At 64.1% G+C, this 16,308-nt stretch carries 16 protein-coding genes; 12 read left to right on the forward strand and 4 right to left on the reverse strand.

What is annotated here, in order from left to right; translation table 11 throughout:
* From VKP01_RS08355 to VKP01_RS08370, 4 genes are all read left to right on the forward strand, one after another.
* The coding region (locus tag VKP01_RS08355) for a hypothetical protein (protein WP_324411692.1) at positions 1–202 on the forward strand (202 nt) is incomplete at its 5' end.
* Between the two features lie 79 nt (positions 203–281).
* Positions 282–1,337: an alpha/beta hydrolase gene (locus tag VKP01_RS08360; RefSeq protein WP_324411693.1), complete on the forward strand. Its 1,056-nt coding sequence runs from the start codon at positions 282–284 to the stop codon at positions 1,335–1,337.
* Positions 1,338–1,434: 97 nt separating this feature from the next.
* Positions 1,435–1,680: a hypothetical protein gene (locus VKP01_RS08365; RefSeq protein ID WP_324411694.1), complete on the forward strand. Its 246-nt coding sequence runs from the start codon at positions 1,435–1,437 to the stop codon at positions 1,678–1,680.
* Between the two features lie 50 nt (positions 1,681–1,730).
* Positions 1,731–2,480 carry a hypothetical protein gene (locus VKP01_RS08370; protein ID WP_324411695.1) on the forward strand — a complete coding sequence of 250 codons (750 nt, stop codon included), beginning with the start codon at positions 1,731–1,733 and terminating at the stop codon, positions 2,478–2,480.
* Between the two features lie 126 nt (positions 2,481–2,606).
* Here the strand turns inward: VKP01_RS08370 and VKP01_RS08375 are convergent, their stop codons facing one another.
* Positions 2,607–6,161: an indolepyruvate ferredoxin oxidoreductase family protein gene (locus VKP01_RS08375; RefSeq protein WP_324411696.1), complete on the reverse strand. Its 3,555-nt coding sequence runs from the start codon at positions 6,159–6,161 to the stop codon at positions 2,607–2,609.
* Positions 6,162–6,629: 468 nt separating this feature from the next.
* Between VKP01_RS08375 and VKP01_RS08380 the strand changes: the two genes are divergently transcribed.
* Both VKP01_RS08380 and VKP01_RS08385 read left to right on the forward strand, forming a co-directional pair.
* Positions 6,630–7,340: a DUF1007 family protein gene (locus VKP01_RS08380; protein WP_324411697.1), complete on the forward strand. Its 711-nt coding sequence runs from the start codon at positions 6,630–6,632 to the stop codon at positions 7,338–7,340.
* A gap of 45 nt (positions 7,341–7,385) precedes the next feature.
* Positions 7,386–8,468, forward strand: coding sequence for a nickel/cobalt transporter (locus VKP01_RS08385; RefSeq protein WP_324411698.1), 1,083 nt, complete (start codon positions 7,386–7,388; stop codon positions 8,466–8,468).
* Between the two features lie 467 nt (positions 8,469–8,935).
* Here VKP01_RS08385 and VKP01_RS08390 read toward each other — a convergent pair whose 3' ends face one another.
* Both VKP01_RS08390 and VKP01_RS08395 read right to left on the reverse strand, forming a co-directional pair.
* The gene (locus VKP01_RS08390; protein WP_324411699.1) at positions 8,936–9,805 is read right to left on the reverse strand and encodes an NAD(P)-dependent oxidoreductase; all 870 of its coding nucleotides are present in this window, start codon (positions 9,803–9,805) and stop codon (positions 8,936–8,938) included.
* A 122-nt stretch (positions 9,806–9,927) separates the two neighbouring features.
* On the reverse strand, positions 9,928–11,754 hold the full coding sequence (locus tag VKP01_RS08395; RefSeq protein ID WP_324411700.1) for an aminopeptidase P family protein: 1,827 nt from the start codon (positions 11,752–11,754) through the stop codon (positions 9,928–9,930).
* 380 nt (positions 11,755–12,134) lie between these two features.
* On the opposite strand from VKP01_RS08395, the gene VKP01_RS08400 reads away from it, so the two are divergent.
* From VKP01_RS08400 to gmk, 6 genes are all read left to right on the forward strand, one after another.
* A complete protein-coding gene (locus VKP01_RS08400) occupies positions 12,135–12,380 on the forward strand; it encodes a hypothetical protein (protein ID WP_324411701.1) in 246 nt (81 codons plus the stop codon).
* A gap of 191 nt (positions 12,381–12,571) precedes the next feature.
* Positions 12,572–13,015, forward strand: coding sequence for an NUDIX hydrolase (locus VKP01_RS08405; protein ID WP_324411702.1), 444 nt, complete (start codon positions 12,572–12,574; stop codon positions 13,013–13,015).
* Entirely contained in the window at positions 13,012–13,404 is a 393-nt protein-coding gene (locus tag VKP01_RS08410) for a TIGR02301 family protein (protein ID WP_324411703.1), read from the forward strand. Before VKP01_RS08405 ends, VKP01_RS08410 begins: the two co-directional genes overlap by 4 nt.
* Before the next feature lie 155 nt (positions 13,405–13,559).
* Positions 13,560–13,820: a hypothetical protein gene (locus VKP01_RS08415; protein WP_324411704.1), complete on the forward strand. Its 261-nt coding sequence runs from the start codon at positions 13,560–13,562 to the stop codon at positions 13,818–13,820.
* Between the two features lie 167 nt (positions 13,821–13,987).
* Positions 13,988–14,872, forward strand: coding sequence for a YicC/YloC family endoribonuclease (locus VKP01_RS08420; RefSeq protein WP_324411705.1), 885 nt, complete (start codon positions 13,988–13,990; stop codon positions 14,870–14,872).
* A gap of 5 nt (positions 14,873–14,877) precedes the next feature.
* Positions 14,878–15,522, forward strand: a complete 645-nt coding sequence (gmk, locus tag VKP01_RS08425; RefSeq protein ID WP_324411706.1) for a guanylate kinase — start codon at positions 14,878–14,880, stop codon at positions 15,520–15,522.
* Positions 15,523–15,524: 2 nt separating this feature from the next.
* On the opposite strand, the gene rsmA is transcribed toward gmk, so the two are convergent.
* Positions 15,525–16,308 (reverse strand): 16S rRNA (adenine(1518)-N(6)/adenine(1519)-N(6))-dimethyltransferase RsmA (rsmA, locus tag VKP01_RS08430; protein WP_324411707.1); only part of this gene is annotated, 784 nt, incomplete at its 5' end.

A 16,308-nucleotide genomic window follows, 5' to 3' on the forward strand; every position in this document is an offset into this window, starting at 1 on the left:
GGAGATCATGGCGCAGCTCGACGGGTTTCGCACCATCGGGAGCGTCCTGCGCCGTGAGCCGCTGGCGAGCCTGCTGGATGGCGCCTACGCCATGTTCCTTCCTGTGCGTCCACGCCTGCAACGCCTGTTCGGCGGCAGGCGCGATCAGCCCGCCTGCACGGATGATGGCGCCTGCGATACGGCATCGCCGCGCCGGCGCTGATTGCGCGGCGACGCCATGCACCACCGTTGTTGCGAAATCGCTTCGCAGGACGCATCCTCTGCGCCAATGAGGCGCGAGCATGAGGACACGGGCGATGCAGGCAGAGAATGTCGCGGCCGCGGATGAGGCAGTTCGGCACGAAGATGCCGGCTATCGCGCGCGATACGTCACAGCGACCGACGGGCTCGTTCTGCATCTGCGCGATTACGGGCCGATCGACTCGACCCTGACCCCGGTCATCTGCCTGCCCGGGATCGCACGCACGGCGTTCGATTTCCACGATCTTGCAGTCGCTCTGTCCACCGCCGAACCACCGAGGCGCGTGCTTGCGCTGGATTATCGCGGACGCGGCCTGTCGCAGCATGATCGCAACTGGCGCAATTACGATATCGGCATCGAGATGGATGATTGCCTCGCCGCGATGACCGCGATGGGCGTGCATCAGGCGATCTTCGTCGGCACCTCGCGCGGCGGGCTCGTGACCATGGCGATCGCGGCGGCGCGACCGACGGCGATTCGCGCGGCTGTGTTCAACGATGTCGGCCCGGTGATCGAGCCGAAAGGATTGATGCGCATACGCGGCTATGTCGGCAAGCTGCCCGCGCCGCGCGACTTCACCCAGGCCGTGGAAATCATGCAGACGATTTCCGACAAGCAATTCCCCGGCCTCGACGATGAAGGCTGGATGAAGCTTGCGCGGGGGACATGGCAGGAGAAGGACGGCAAGCTGGTGCCCGTCTATGATCCCGCGCTACTCAAAGGGCTGGCCGGGCTCGATCTGGAAAAGCCGCTGCCACCGCTCTGGACGCTGTTTGCCGCGCTCGTTCACGCGCCGCTGCTGGTGCTGCGCGGCGAGCATTCCGATATTCTCTCGCGCGAGACGGTAGCGGAAATGGCAAAGCGCCATCCGGCCTGCGAGACACATATCGTCCCCGGCCAGGGCCACGCCCCGCTGCTCGACGGCGAGGCGGCTGCGCGCATCGTCGATTTCATCACGGCGGGAGAGCGTGGGAGAGCGCAGAGCGAGGCGGAGGAGACGAAGCCCGTGACGGGCCCGGAACCGAGCATGCCACGGGCGGGTGGGTTTGTTGCAGGTACTGGCAGCGGTAACAGATCGGCGACTAGTGAGAAATGAAATTATAACATTTACGCTTAAATATAATATCTCGTCATTAACAATGAATAGAAATTATATTAATTTGTTGCTATCTTCTGATTGAAGGAGATAAGCCATGATCCAATCGATCCAAAAAATTTCGCAGAATGATTATAGGCCTGAGCGGAAAAATTCCGATTTTGATCTGCATTCCATTCGAATGCCAGATGCCCCAAAAGCATCAAATACGCCAGATATGCAACCACTCGTAAATAGGGTTTTGGGGGCGCTGGCGGATCGGATTACAATATTGCTGAACGTGAACCGCTTGATCCGGAGCGCCTCAATTCCGAATTTCAAGGGCTCTTTGATGGGGCGCTGAGCGCAGCGATTACTGCTGGCGAGCGCTGGTCAACGATCGCTTCGGTCGATGTGGAAGGATATGATATCAATGTCCGTGTGTCCTATAACGGTAGAAATAGTATTTTCATCACCCTTCCTGACGAGCCAGAACGTGTAATGCGGATCGATTTATCTACGGACGCGACGCCGATTAAAATCGCCAGCATAGATGATCGTGAGCTTTTCCTTCCTCAGATAGCAAGTCGCCTTGGCTTGAATATGCAGGCACAAGGCTATACAGAGAGTCCTGATTCTTTAGTGAATTGGGCATCAGATTTCCAGGCTACTGCTATTCAGAATCAGCGGATTTCTGATATCAGATGGGATATTAACCGGATAACGCAGCCAGATGAAATCTATCTTGGTGAGCCTGGTGCTTATGTTAGGCAAGACATGTTCCAACTTGCAGATTTGGATCAGCCATTGTCGACTCACGGATTGAATACCTGTACTGGCCTGATTGTAATAGATAGGGAAAACGAAAGGCACTACGTAGCGCATCTTGATGCGCTTTCCGATCCGCAAAGAATAGTGGAATCTTTACGCGATCTCGACATAAGCTCCGCGGAAATATTTCTCGCTCCCGGATCGGGTGATGATACGCTTAGCTTCAGGAATGGCGTAAACGCATTAGACCAACTTGGTGTAACAGAAAGCATTCAGATCCTCGAACTTGGCGGAATGTTCCCTGGAGTGATTTCTTACGACGGCGAAGTCTTCGCGTTGCCGCCTGGGGATAATCTGGCTGATTGGGAGCGTGGGGATGACACGCGCTTTTAATCTGAACCGCACTCTCCAATAAGCGGGCATTCGTCCGCCTTAAACCGTCAAAGTCGCAGATTGGCTGTGTCCCGTACCGCCAGATCACTGGCGGTACGGTCACGCTGTTATTGCCTTCGCCGCCGCTCACTCCGCCGCTTCCGCTGCCGGCGCTTTCTGCGGGTTGCGGAAGCGCTCCATCAGGGCCGCCTCTTCCGCCTTGGCGGCTTCGAGGTGGCGCTCCTTGACATGGCCGAAGCCGCGGATCTTGGCCGGGATCGAGGCGAGGCCGAGGGCGGTGATGTGGTTGTCGGGCGAGAGCTTCGCCACGATCTCCTCCAGCATGGCCTCGTAATCCGTGATCAGCTGCCGCTCGGTGCGGCGCTCCTGCGTGTAGCCGAAGACGTCGAGCTTCGTGCCGCGCAGGCCCTTGAACTTTGCCAGCAGCCCGAAGGCCTTGAGCATCCACGGCCCGAAGGTGATCTTGCGCGGCACGCCGGTATTGGGATCCTTGCGGGCCAGAAGCGGCGGGGCGAGGTGGAATTCGAAGCGCAGATTGCCGCCCTCGAAGGTCTGATCGACCTGGCGGAGGAAGGAGCCGTCGGAATAGAGCCGCGCGACCTCGTATTCATCCTTGTAGGCCATCAGCTTGAACAGGTTGCGCGCGACCGCCTCGGTGAGCCCCTCCTTGCCGTCAACGGCCTTCGCTTCGGCAGCGCGGACCTTCTCGACCAGCGCCTGATAGCGCGCGGCATAGGCCGCATCCTGATAGGCGGTGAGGAATTCGACGCGCCGGGCGATGGTCTCGTCAAGCGTCTGCGAGATCTCGCGCGCCTTGGTCGGCGCCTTCAGCGAGGCGACGACCCTGGCGAGGCCCTCGGGGCTTGCCGCCGCCTTGCGGCCCAGCCGGAAGGCTTCGATATTCATCGCCACGGCCTGTCCGTTGAGCGCGATGCCGCGCTCGATCGCATCGGCATGCAGCGGCACCGCGCCGCGCTGATAGGCAAAGCCCAGCATGAACATGTTGGCCGCGATCGCATCGCCGAGAAGCGCCGTGGCGATCGCCGTGGCATCGACGAAATCGACCTTCTCGCCATTGGCGATGCGCTTGATCTCGCGCTTGAGGCGCTCCGCCGGCAGCGAGAAATCAGCATCGCGGGTGAAGTCGCCCGGATAGACCTCCGCCGTGTTGACGACCAGTGCCGTGCGCCCGGGCGAGACCGCAGCCAGCACCTTCTTGGTGCCGCTCACCACGAGATCGCAGCCGAGCACCAGATCCGCCGTGCCGGCCGCGACGCGGATGGCGTGGATCTCTTCCGGCGACTTGGCGAGACGCACATGGCTGTAGACCGAGCCGCCCTTCTGGGCGAGGCCGGCCATGTCGATCATGCCGCAGCCCTTGCCTTCGAGATGAGCGGCCATGCCGATGATGGCGCCGATGGTGACGACGCCGGTACCGCCCACGCCGGTGACGATGCAGTTCCAGGTCGTGTCGATCGCGGGAATCTGCGGATCGGGGATCGTCTCGGGCAACGCATCGCCGGAGCCGGAGACCTTGGCCTTTTTCGGCTTGGCCCCGTGCACCGTCACGAAGGACGGGCAGAAGCCTTTCACGCAGGAGAAGTCCTTGTTGCAATTGGACTGGTCGATCTGGCGCTTGCGCCCGTATTCGGTCTCGAGCGGCTGTACCGCGACGCAGTTCGACTGGACCGAGCAATCGCCGCAACCTTCGCAGACGAGCTCGTTGATGATCACGCGCTTGTCGGGATCAGGGAAGGTGCCCCGCTTGCGGCGGCGGCGCTTTTCCGAGGCGCAGGTCTGGTCGTAGATCATCACCGAGACGCCGCCGATTTCGGCGAGCTCTTGCTGCACGCTCTGGATTTCGTCGCGATGGTTGATCGTCATCCCGGCGGGAAAATCCGCCGTCGAAGGATACTTCTCCGGCTCGTCGGTCACCAGCGCGATGCGCTCGACGCCCTCGGCGCGGACCTGCCGGGCGATCATGTCGACGGTGAGCCCGCCTTCATGCGTCTGCCCGCCGGTCATGGCGACGGCGTCGTTGAACAGGATTTTATAGGTAATGTTGGTCTTCGTATCGACCGCCCAGCGCAGTGCCATCACGCCGGAATGGTTGTAGGTGCCGTCGCCCAGGTTCTGGAAGACGTGGCCGCGCGTGGAGAACGGCGCCTCGCCGATCCAGTTGGCGCCCTCGCCGCCCATCTGGGTGAAACCCGACGTGTTGCGGTCCATCCACTGGACCATGTAATGGCAGCCGATTCCCGCATAGGCGCGCATGCCGTCGGGCACCTTGGTCGAGCTGTTATGCGGACAGCCGGCGCAGAAATGCGGAGTGCGGTTCGAGACGTCGCTGGTCCTGGCAAGGATGTCCTGCGCCTCCTTGAGGCGCGCCACGCGTCCGGCGAGATCATCGTTGTTATGGTAGCGCAGGAGCCGCTCACCGATGGCGATGGCGATGTCGTTGGAATCGAGTGCGCCCTTGACGGGGAAGAGCCAGTCGCCTTGCTCGTCGCGTTTGCCGATGCAGACCGGCTGATTGGCGGTGCCGTAGAGCTCCTCGCGCAGTTGCACCTCGATCAGCGAGCGCTTTTCCTCAACCACGATGACGAGATCGAGCCCCTGGGCGAAATCCATCAGCTCGCGCTGCGAGAGCGGCCAGGGGCAGGCGATCTTGTAGAGCCGCAAGCCCATGTCATTGGCCTTGACCTCGTCGAGGCCGAGCTCGTCCATGGCCTGGCGCACGTCGAGATACGATTTGCCGACCGTGATCACACCGACCTTCGGATTGCGCCCGCCGGTCAGGATGGTGCGGTTGAGGTTGTTGGCGCGGATGAAGGCGAGCATGGCGTCGCGCTTGTAATCCTGCAGGCGCGCTTCCTGTTCGAGGATGCTGTCGCCAAGCCGGATGTTGAGCCCGCCCGGCGGCATGGCGAAATCATCCGGATATTCGATCTTCACCCGGTCGATCGAGCCGTCCACCGAGGCGGTCGATTCGATGTTGTCCTTGACACACTTGAACGCGGTCCAGGTCCCGGTATAGCGGCTCATGGCGAAGCCGTAGAGGCCGTAGTCGAGGATCTCCTGCACCCCGGCCGGGTTCAGGATCGGGCTCATCACATCGACGAAATGGAATTCCGACTGGTGCGCCACGGTCGATGATTCGGCAATGTGATCATCGCCCATCAGGGCGAGCACGCCGCCATTGGTCGAGGTGCCGGCCATGTTGGCGTGGCGGAAGACGTCACCGGAGCGATCAACGCCCGGGCCCTTGCCGTACCAGACGCCGAAGACGCCGTCATACCTGCCTTCGCCGCGCAGTTCCGCCTGCTGCGTGCCCCAGATGGCGGTCGCTGCGAGTTCCTCGTTGAGGCCGGGCTGGAAGGTGATGTGGGAGGCGGCGAGATGCTTCTTCGCCCGCGCCAGATTGAGATCGAGCCCGCCCAGCGGAGAGCCGCGATAACCGGAGACGAAACCCGCCGTGTTCAACCCGGCCAGCCGGTCGCGTTCGCGCTGCATCTGCAGCAGGCGGATGATCGCCTGTGTTCCTGTGAGGAAGACGCGATCCTTGCCGAGATCATACTTGTCGTCGAGAGAGACGTCGCGCAGCGCATTGGCCGGTTCAGAGGTTGCGGCCTTCGCGGTCTTCTCTTCCACGGCCTTATCGTCGATGCCAGCCTTGCTCATACGTCTGTCCTCCTCGGTCGCCTGTCGCGACCCTCGGCTTCCCGCGTTCCGCCAGCTTGCCACCGGTCTCGTCCGCGCTCGGCATTTCCGGGCGCGCATCCGTAAAAGCGCGCATGATATGTCAGTGATGCTGACATATTCAGCGATGACCGTCAATCGCGGGCGCGCCCCGGTTGCTTATTGGTCTCATACGAAAGTGGAAGGATTTCGTCCCGCCCGCAAGGGTGCATCGCGCGGGAAAAGCGGCTTGCCCGCGTGCATGCGTGCCATGTTCGCGTGCGTACCATGCCCGCTCCGCATCACCCCGTCATGCTTTCGCCCCACTCGCGCAGCACCAGTGCAATGTGCGAGGTCAGCCTGATGTGATACGAAGCATTAACGCTCGCTTAACCATAGCGGCGCAGCTTCATCCATGGTGGCGCGTCTCGCCGGAACCCGGAGCCGCGGCCGGGAAAGAAACGGATTGCCATGATCGAGAGTCTTGCGCGCAATGCAACTTCGTCCCAGCGCCGGATGCCGTCATACGGGATCGCGTTGCGTATGCTGACCGTGCTGGCGCTGCTCACCGGCATGTCGGTGCTCGCAACGAAGCCCGCACGGGCGCATCCGCATGTCTGGGTCACGGCACATGCGGAAGTGCTCTATGACGAAGCCCGCCGCGTCGCCGGGCTGCGGCATATCTGGACCTTCGACGAATTCTATTCCGCCTGGGCCGTGCAGGGGCTGGAGGAGGATTACGGCGAGGTCGGCCCGGCACAATTGCGGGAACTGGCCGAGATCAACGCCACCTCGCTGGTCGAATTCGGCTATTTCACCGAAGCGCGAATCGATGGCGATGACCGTGATTTCGCGCCACCCGTCGATTACGACATGGTCTATGAAGGCGGGCAACTCACCCTCAGCTTCACCCTGCCGCTGAGCGAACCGGCCCGACCGCGCACGGCCTTCGTGATGGAAATCTACGATCCGACGCTGTTCGTCTCCTTCGCCATCGACGAGGGTGACGACGCCATCCGCCTCGTCGGCGGTCCGCAAGGCTGCGCCAAGACGATCACGCGACCCGCCTCATCGGAGATCGAAGAAACCGCGAGCCTGTCGGAGGCCTTCTTCGCCACCTTGACGGCGGCCTCCGATTTCGGCGAGCAATTCGCGAATCGTGCGCTGATCGCCTGCCCGTGAACGCCTCCGCTCGAAGGACGACCGTATCCATGACGGCGAAGTGACATGACCAGAACCAGCCCGTCCCCGACGCCGGCATCTTTGGCCGCCGATACCGTTGGTGCCGCGAATCACTCCGGGCGTACCGGCCCGGCGGGATGGCGACGTCTCGCGCTGCGCCTCGGTTTCGCGCTGATCGCCGTGCTCGCCGTGGGTGGTGCGCTCAATCTGATTCTGTATCTTCTCGTGCCATCCGCGCCGGCGCCCGCCCCAACGGTTGCGCCGTTCGGCATGACCATGCGTGAGACAGCGCCGCCCGGCAATGCGCTGATGAACACCCTGCTGGCTCTGCAGGGGCTGTTCTACCAGCGCATCCAGGCCGGCGTGCGCGCCCTGCCCGAGGGCGGCGGGGCGTTCTGGGCCCTGATGGGTGTGGGTTTTGCCTATGGCGTCTTCCACGCTGCCGGTCCGGGACACGGCAAGGCCGTGATCTCAGCCTATCTCGTCGCGGAAGAGCGCGCTCTGCGGCGCGGGATCGGCCTGTGCTTCGCTGCCGCCTTTCTGCAGGCCGTCGTTGCCATCGCCATGGTCGGCGCCGCGATTGCCGTCTTCAGTCTCACCGCAGTCGGTATGGACCGGCTGACGGGGCGGGTTGAATTCACGAGTTTCCTCGTCGTCGCCCTGCTCGGGCTCTGGCTGACCTGGCGCAAGGCCGGGCGCTTCACCGATCTCATCCTGCACCGGCGCGGCCTGCGGCAAGATCACGTCGCCGGGTGCGACCACGTGCATCTGCCCCCGCCCGAGGAATTCATGCGGCTGCGGCGCTGGCGCGAATATGCCGGCGTGGTTTTCGCCGCCGGCCTGCGGCCCTGCGCCGGAGCCCTCGTCCTGCTCGTGTTTGCCGCTTCGCAGGATCTCATCGGCGCGGGAATCGCCGCGACCTTCGCCATGGCCGTCGGCACCGCCATCACCACCAGCCTGATCGCGCTCACCGCCGTCTTCATGAAGGATTTCGCCCTGCGCATCGCCGGCGGACGCAATGAGCGGGGGACAGTCATCGGCTCGGGCTTCGAGCTCGCGGCCGCCGCCTTCGTGCTGGTGATCGGCCTGGCGCTGCTCGCCGGCCAGCCGGGCAGCGGCGCACTCTAGGGCCGGATCGCCGGCGCTGGGCGAAACCCGCCGACCGCCCCAGAGGGTGCGATAGAGACGGCGGAGTTTCTGCTTGAGCATGGGATCGTTTCGACCCTGCGCCTCCCGGCGCGCCTGCCGAATGGCGCGGGCCAGCGTCTGACGCCACAAGGCCTGCTCGAAAGCATCGTTCTCCTCCGGCGCGGAGACGACCACGTCCCGCCCGAGGCCGGGCGGAGGCCGGGGCTTACGAACACGCAAATGGTATTCATTTAAATAATATCTCATAAATATATGATATCATGTTTTGATTTTATATGCATCAGTTTTGCCTGCCGTGAAACGACATCGACGCGCCATTTGGTAAAGGCGTAAAATTTCAATCATTTCAATATTCTAGATTTCGTGGCCGCGCGAGGTTGTCCGACTCGCATTCCGCAGACACCCGAAAGCGGTTCATTCCGGTTCCGTCTGGTCGGGCCTGCGGATCAGTCCTTCTCCAGGAACCGCTTCAGCGCCGCGATCTCCGGACCCTGCGCATCGAAATCGCCGGCGAGCCTGTCATAGAAGCCCGCCATGCCGCGATAGATCCCGGATTCGGGTCTCTCATCGCACAGAAAATCCGCGATCTCTTCCATTTCCGCGACCCAGCGATAGGCTTTGGGGAACATGTCGGGAATGCTGCCCTCAAGCCGCCCGAGCAGCATCTTCTGGCTGCGTTCCATCTCGGTCCGCAGCGCATCGCCGGCACCGGCGCGCTCGGCGGCGAGGATCATTGCCGAGGCGAGCGCCGTCAGCCCCTTGCCGATGCCCGCATAACACATCTTCAGGGTCGAGGCCGCGCCGACGGGCCCGTCGAGCACACGGATATCGAGACCGGCATGGTTCAGCGCAGCGAGCCCGGGCGCGGCCTTGCCACTCGCATAGATCACCGGAAGCGGGCCGTCAGCTTTCGGTGGCAGACCGATGATCCCGGCATCGGCGAAAGCCGTGCCCGTCGCCGTGATCGTCTCGGCGATCACTTTCACCGTCTCGGGCGAGACCGCATTGCAATCGACATAGAGCGGTTTGACCGGCGCCGCGGCGAGCGCCGGGGCGAGGTCGCGTGCCAGCGCATGGGCACGCCCCGGCGGCACCACGGATAGAATGACGGGGCAGGCGGCGATTTCCTGCGCGGAAGCATCCTGCATGCCCGCCTGACTGGCCCGCATGCGTGTGGCCTCGCCGCGCCCGGCCAGCAATGTGAGCACGGTAAATCCGGCGGCGTGGGCGCGTGCGGCAAGGCCCGCGCCCATATTACCCGGCGCAACGATCGCAATGGTCTTGCCCGAAAGATCAGGAATTACTGCGTTGTCCATATCGCCTCCATACCCTGGCGCCTCACGCATGAAAGCCTACGCCCCACGGCGCTCGCCGGACAGGGCGTTCTGGCCAAAGGCCTTTTGCGCCATCGGGCGATCACCGCTGCATTTCCGGATCGTCACACCGCAAGCGGCCGGGTTGCGCCTTCGAGCCAGGCGCGGGTGGCGTCGTCGACGGAGAGTGCGAGCTTCTCCCACACGCGAGCGTGATAGGCGTCGATCCAGGCGCGCTCGCTTCGCCCCAGCAGGGCGGGCTCGATCAGCCGTCGCTCGAACGGCGCAAGGGTGAGGGTTTCGAAGCCGAGCATCTCGCGCTCCGCACCGGCGATGGCGCGGAGCTCCACCAGGAGCAGATTCTCCAGACGGATGCCGTAGGCGCCGGCCCTGTAATAGCCCGGCTCGTTGGAGAGGATCATCCCCGGATCCAGCGCGACATTGCCGGCCTTCGAGATGCGCTGCGGGCCTTCATGCACGGAGAGGAAGCTGCCGACGCCATGCCCGGTGCCGTGGTCGAAATCGAGCCCGGCCTCCCAGAGTGGCAGCCGCGCCAGCGCATCGATCTGCGCGCCCGTCGTCCCCCTTGGAAAGACGGCGCGGGCGATGGCGATATGACCCTTGAGCACACGGGTGTAATGCGCACGCATCTCCGGTGTCGGCTCACCGGTGACCAGCGTGCGGGTAATATCGGTGGTGCCGTCATTGTATTGCGCACCGGAATCGATCAGGAACAGCTCCCCCGTCCCGATTGCCCGATTACTCTGCGTGCTGACCCGGTAATGCACGATCGCCCCGTTGGGGCCGGCCCCGGCAATGGTGGGAAAGGAGATCTCGACGAGCGCATTGGTCTGCGCACGCATCTCTTCCAGCTTGCGCACGGCGTCGATCTCGGTGAGCCCCCCGCGGGGGGCGGTATCGGCGAACCAGGCGAGGAAACGCGAGACCGCGACGCCGTCTCGCAGATGCGCTTCCCGGCTTCCGGCGATCTCGACCGGGTTCTTGCGGGCCTTCATCAACGTGATCGGATCAGCCGCGACATCGGCCTCGCCGCCGGCCTGCACGACGGTTTCGCGCAGGATCTCCGCGCCGGTGGCACTGTCGATGCGCAGCTTCGCGCCGCCGCAAGCGCGGGCCGTGAGGGTTTCCAGCAACCCGTCCGGCTCCGCGAGATCGGCATGCTCCGAGATCGCCGTGCGCATCGCCGCATCAATCTTGCCGCCCGCGATGAAGAGAACCGGACGGCCTTCGGCGGGGATCAGGGCGAAGCCGAGCACGATCGGCGTATGCGCGACATCCGCGCCGCGCAGATTGAAGGCCCAGCACAGATTATGCGGATCGCTGACGACGAGGGCATCGCAGCGCGCCTCACCGATCGCCGTACGGATCCGCGCGAGCTTGTCCGGGACGCTCTCGCCGGTCAGATCCGGATCATGCCCCCATAATGGCGCCTTCGGTGGCGGCGGCTGGTCGTCCCAGAGCGCGTCGAGCGGGTTATCGGGCAAGGCTTGCAGCAATCCGCCGACAGTCTCGACCTCCCGGCGCAGCCGCGCCACGTCCCGCGCGGTCATCAGCCACGGGTCGAAGCCGACGACATCACCCTCGCCGAGGTGCTCGGCAAGCCAGACGAAAGGTCTGGTACGCGTCGAATCAACGACTTGCCACTGCGTCATGTCGATCTGCTGCGGCGCCTGCAGGGTGTAGCGCCCGTCGGTGAACAACGCCGCCGCACGCGCGAGCACCACGGCAAGCCCCGCCGAGCCGGTAAAACCCGTCAGCCATGCCAGCCGCTCGTCATGCGGCGGCGTGTATTCGGATTGATGCACATCGGCGCGGGGGATGATGAAGGCGCTCAGGCCCTTCGATTCGAGCGCCGTGCGCAGGCGCGCAAGCCGCCGCGGATCGCGCCCGCCGGCCACGGGATCGTCGAATGTCTGGAACGGACCACTCACGCAAGACCTCACCTGGTTCGATGCCTCGCCCCTGTTCTGGGTCGGATGCGCGGCTGATGCAAGATCGCGATCAGGCCGCAGCGGGCATGACCGTCACGGGGCAAGACCTGGAAACGGAATTTCAATGACGATAATCCGGGTCCATGCTGCACTGCAACACGGCAGATACGGCTTCGGCCTGCCGCTTTTGTCGGCAGCGTGCTCTGTCATGCGTCAAACGAGCATGGTCGAGGTGTTCGGCGCAGATGCATGCATTAGACGCATGGCAAACATGTCTCAGACTCCATAGCTAGGGCAGGGATGCTGACTTATATTGCGATGCAACGACAACGGAAACGCTCGGGAACGATCAGAGCGTAACCAGCTCAGGAGATGTCCCCATGGCCTATGCCCTCAATTATCCCAATGCCCCCACCGCCGACGCCGCTGCCACCGAAACCCCGGCAGCGCCCGTCCGAAAGGGTTTCTTCCAGCGGCTGCTCAATGGTCTCGAGCGTGCCCAGATGCGTCGTTTCGAGCGCGAGCTGATGCTCTACGCCCCGCATCTCTACGAATCCATCGTCACCAGCGAAGAGTATCGCAAGATGCGCCTCGGCGATGATGCGCGCCTCCCCTTCGTCAAGTAAGACGCCTTCAGCCCGTCACGGCAGCCGCTCCGGCGGCATCGCGAAAGCCCCGTCACCCCTCCAGGACGGGGCTTTTGCATGTCCATGGCCCCGCCATGCACGGCAATACGTCCTTGTCGGCGCCTCCCGGCTTTGCGAAAACAGCCGCATGATGGATGCGCAGACGGCGCAGCGATGGAGGGAAGACAATCGTGTCGGTGCAGCGTGACTATCCCGCAAACCCGTTGCTGGCCGCGAGCATCTGCGTGCTGCGCGAGGGCCGTGTGCTGCTCGCGACACGCACCCGCCCGCCGATGAATCACCTCTATACGCTGCCCGGCGGACTGGTGGAGCCGGGCGAGACCCTGGCCCAGGCGGCTCTGCGCGAGTTACATGAGGAGGTCGGCGTCACAGCCCGGATTCTCGGCCTCGTGCGTCCGATCGAGGTGATCGAGCACGACGAGGACGGCGCGGTGCGCGTGCATTACGTCATTTGCGCCCATGCGGCGCAATGGGTCGCGGGCGAGCCGCGTCCCGGACCTGAAGCCGGGGCCGTCATCTGGGCTGATCCGGAAGGGCTCGCCGGGCTGCCGACGACGCCGCATCTCGCGCAGATCGTCGAGGGCGCTCTCACCCTCGCGCGGCAACAACCATGATGCGGCGCCTGGCCCCGATATGCGCCCTCACCGCCGCGATCCTGCTCACAGGGCCGGTCTCGGGATCGGCGCAAGACGGCGCGCCGTCCCGGCCACCGGCCTATGAGGCCGATCTCATGCGTCTGGCGGAGGTGATGGGCTCACTCGCCTTCCTGCGTGGCCTGTGTGAAGCGGATGATGCCGCGCAATGGCCCGAACGCATGCAGGATCTGCTGGAAGCGGAGGGACCGGAGCGCGCCGAACGGCTCGCCGGGGCCTATAATCGCGGTTACGCGGCCTTCGCGCTGACCTACCGGCGCTGTACCCCCGCAGCGGAAATCGCCATCGCGCGCTTCCTGGAAGAAGGCGATGCGCTCGCCGGGATGATCGCGACACGCTACGGAAACTGACATGCGCTGCAACGAAGCTGCTCTTTTTGCCGCTGCGTCAGGTCTTTTCCACAAAACAAGCGGATCGCGTTAACCTTTTCGTAAGCCGAGACTGGAAGCGGGCAGATGCGGTCTCTAAGGTCGCGCCTGTGGGAAGGTGGGAGAGACACGGTTTCATGCTTGAAGATTACGATTATCAATCGGCACCGATCACCGACGTCGCCGAAGAGAAGCGCATGGCGCTCGGCTATGTCACCGAAGCCTTCGCCGAAGCGCAGCTCGACGGTCTCGACGCGGATTGCATGGCGCAGGCCGCGATCTTCGCCGCCTTCCAGGAACTTGTCGCCACCTATGGCGAGGAAGCGGCGGCGGAATTCGCCCAGGGCTTGCCCGATCGCATCCGCGCCGGCGGTTTCTCGATCGCGCCGCGCCATTGACGCGCGCGCGGGTCGCTCATACCCGCTTCATGTCCGCTCTTGAGGGTTCCGGCAGTACGGCCGGCTTGCCTCGGCACCGCCGCCGGTGCAAAAGCGCCGTGTCACCGATGACGATCATGTCGGCGATGACGACGCAGATCCGTGCAGCGCATCCGGGAGGCGGTTGGATGACCATTGCGAGCATGACCGGCTTTTCCCGTGTGACGGGCACGAGCGGGCCCTACAGCTTTGCCTTTGAGGCGAAATCCGTGAATGGGCGCGGTCTCGATATCCGGCTGCGCATGCCTTCGGGCTGGGATGCGCTGGGCGAAGAGGCCCGCAAGCGTCTCGGCAAGATGCTCACGCGCGGCCAGTGCCAGGTCGGTCTCACTCTGACGCGGTCGGAAAGTGCGCCGCGCCTTCGCGTCAATCACGATATCCTTGCAGCCCTGGTCGAAGCCGTTGAACGCGCCCCGCGCTCCGAGGCCGTGGGGCCCGCCAGCCTTGACGGGCTCCTCTGCGTGCGTGGTGTCATCGATATCGCGGAAACCGATGACGAAAGCATCACGCAGGCGCTGCAGGTCGATCTCGGCAAAGCACTCGATGAACTGGCGGAAACCCTCGTCGCAGCCCGCCGCAGCGAAGGCGCGGCGCTCGCGCAGGTCATCACCGCGCAGCTTGGTGCCATGGAAAGGCTCGTTGCAGCGGCCCGTGACAACCCGGCCCGCACGCCGGAGGCCATCCGCGCCCGCATTGCCGAGCAGATCGCCCGCATCATGGAGGCGGGGACCGGTTTCGATGCCGACCGCCTGCACCAGGAAGCGGTGCTGATTGCCACCCGCGCCGATATCCAGGAGGAGATCGACCGGCTCGATGCGCATATCGCCGCCGCACGGGCGCTGCTGGCAGAGGGCGGCGCGGTGGGTCGGCGGCTCGATTTTCTCGCCCAGGAATTCGGACGCGAGGCCAATACGCTGTGCTCCAAGGCCTCGGACGTGACCTTGTCGCGGATCGGGCTGGAGCTGAAGAGCGTGGTGGACCAGTTTCGCGAGCAGGTTCAAAACGTGGAGTGACGCCGATGCCCGATACAGCCCTCATCCCCCGCCGTGGCGTGCTTCTGATCCTGTCCTCGCCTTCGGGCGCCGGCAAGAGCACGTTGACGCGCAACCTGATCGAGCAGGATCACGGCATCAGGCTGTCTGTCTCGGTGACGACCCGGGCCCGGCGTGGCTCGGAAATCAACGGCGTGCATTACCGCTTCATCGCCCGTGACGACTTCCTGGAGATGCGTGAGCGCGGCGATCTGCTCGAATGGGCGGAGGTGCACGGCAATTTCTACGGCACGCCGCGCAAGCCCGTCGAGCAGGCGCTGGGGGCAGGCGAAGACATGATGTTCGACATCGACTGGCAGGGCACGAAGCAGATCGTCGAGAAGATGCCCAACGACGTTTCCAGCGTCTTCATCCTGCCGCCCTCGATGGCCGAACTGCGCAACCGGCTGGAGCGCCGCGCGGAGGATTCGCCCGAAGTGATCGCCCGGCGGCTGGCCAATGCCCGCGAGGAAATCGCGCAATGGCAGACCTATGATTACGTGCTGATCAACGACGATCTGCAACGCACCTTCGGCGAATTGCGCGCCATCCTCGATTCGGAGCGGCTGCGCCGCGAGCGCCATCCCGCCCTTGCCGGCTTCGTCGAAAATCTTTTGTCGGAAGAGACCTGAGTTCAGCGCGTCCCGGCCAGCGCGTTGGCGATCGCCAGAAAATCGGCCACGCCGAGCTCCTCGGCGCGTGCCGTCGGCGCGATCCCGAGCGGCATCAGCAGGGCACCGGGATCGGGGTGGATCCCCTTCAGGCTCTGGCGCAGCATCTTGCGGCGCTGACCAAAAGCGGCCTGTGTGACCTTCTCCAGCATGGCGAGATCGCAGGGCGCGGGATCCGGGCGCGGGGTGAGATGCACCACGCTGGAGGTGACCTTGGGCGGGGGCACGAAGGCAGAGGGTGCGACGTCGAACAGGATCGTCGCATGCGTGCGCCAGCCGCACAGCACGCCGAGACGTCCGTAATCGGCGCGATCGTCTTCATCGGCGACGATGCGTCTGGCCACCTCGCGCTGAAACATCAAGGTCGCCGATTCCCAGAAAGGCGGCCATTCCGGCGCCGTCACCCAATCGAGCAGAAGCTGGGTGCCCACATTATAGGGCAGGTTCGCGACGATCTTTGCCCGCTCACCGGCGAGCAGCGGGCGTGGGTCGAAGCGAAGCGCATCCCCCTGGATGATCTCGAGCCGCCCTGGATAATGCGCGGCGATCTCCTCGAGCGCTGCGATGCAGCGCGGATCGCGCTCGATCGCGATGACGCGCTTCGCACCGGCTGCGAGCAGCGCCCGCGTCAGCCCGCCCGGGCCGGGCCCGACCTCGATCACCGTGTCGAGCGCACCGGCCGAGCGGGCGATGCGGCTGGTGAGATTGAGATCGAAGAGGAAATTCTGCCCCAGCGCCTTCTTCGGC

The sequence above is a fragment of the Saliniramus sp. genome, from assembly GCF_035311605.1.
In the GTDB taxonomy this organism is placed as follows: domain Bacteria; phylum Pseudomonadota; class Alphaproteobacteria; order Rhizobiales; family Beijerinckiaceae; genus Saliniramus.

Coding starts and splice junctions, on each gene's coding strand:
- VKP01_RS08360 (WP_324411693.1), top strand. CDS start 282: ATGAGGACACGGGCGATGCAGGCAGAGAATGTCGCGGCCGCGGATGAG.
- VKP01_RS08365 (WP_324411694.1), top strand. CDS start 1,435: ATGATCCAATCGATCCAAAAAATTTCGCAGAATGATTATAGGCCTGAG.
- VKP01_RS08375 (WP_324411696.1), bottom strand. CDS start 6,161: ATGAGCAAGGCTGGCATCGACGATAAGGCCGTGGAAGAGAAGACCGCG.
- VKP01_RS08380 (WP_324411697.1), top strand. CDS start 6,630: ATGATCGAGAGTCTTGCGCGCAATGCAACTTCGTCCCAGCGCCGGATG.
- VKP01_RS08385 (WP_324411698.1), top strand. CDS start 7,386: ATGACCAGAACCAGCCCGTCCCCGACGCCGGCATCTTTGGCCGCCGAT.
- VKP01_RS08390 (WP_324411699.1), bottom strand. CDS start 9,805: ATGGACAACGCAGTAATTCCTGATCTTTCGGGCAAGACCATTGCGATC.
- VKP01_RS08400 (WP_324411701.1), top strand. CDS start 12,135: ATGGCCTATGCCCTCAATTATCCCAATGCCCCCACCGCCGACGCCGCT.
- VKP01_RS08410 (WP_324411703.1), top strand. CDS start 13,012: ATGATGCGGCGCCTGGCCCCGATATGCGCCCTCACCGCCGCGATCCTG.
- VKP01_RS08415 (WP_324411704.1), top strand. CDS start 13,560: ATGCTTGAAGATTACGATTATCAATCGGCACCGATCACCGACGTCGCC.
- VKP01_RS08420 (WP_324411705.1), top strand. CDS start 13,988: ATGACCATTGCGAGCATGACCGGCTTTTCCCGTGTGACGGGCACGAGC.
- gmk (WP_324411706.1), top strand. CDS start 14,878: ATGCCCGATACAGCCCTCATCCCCCGCCGTGGCGTGCTTCTGATCCTG.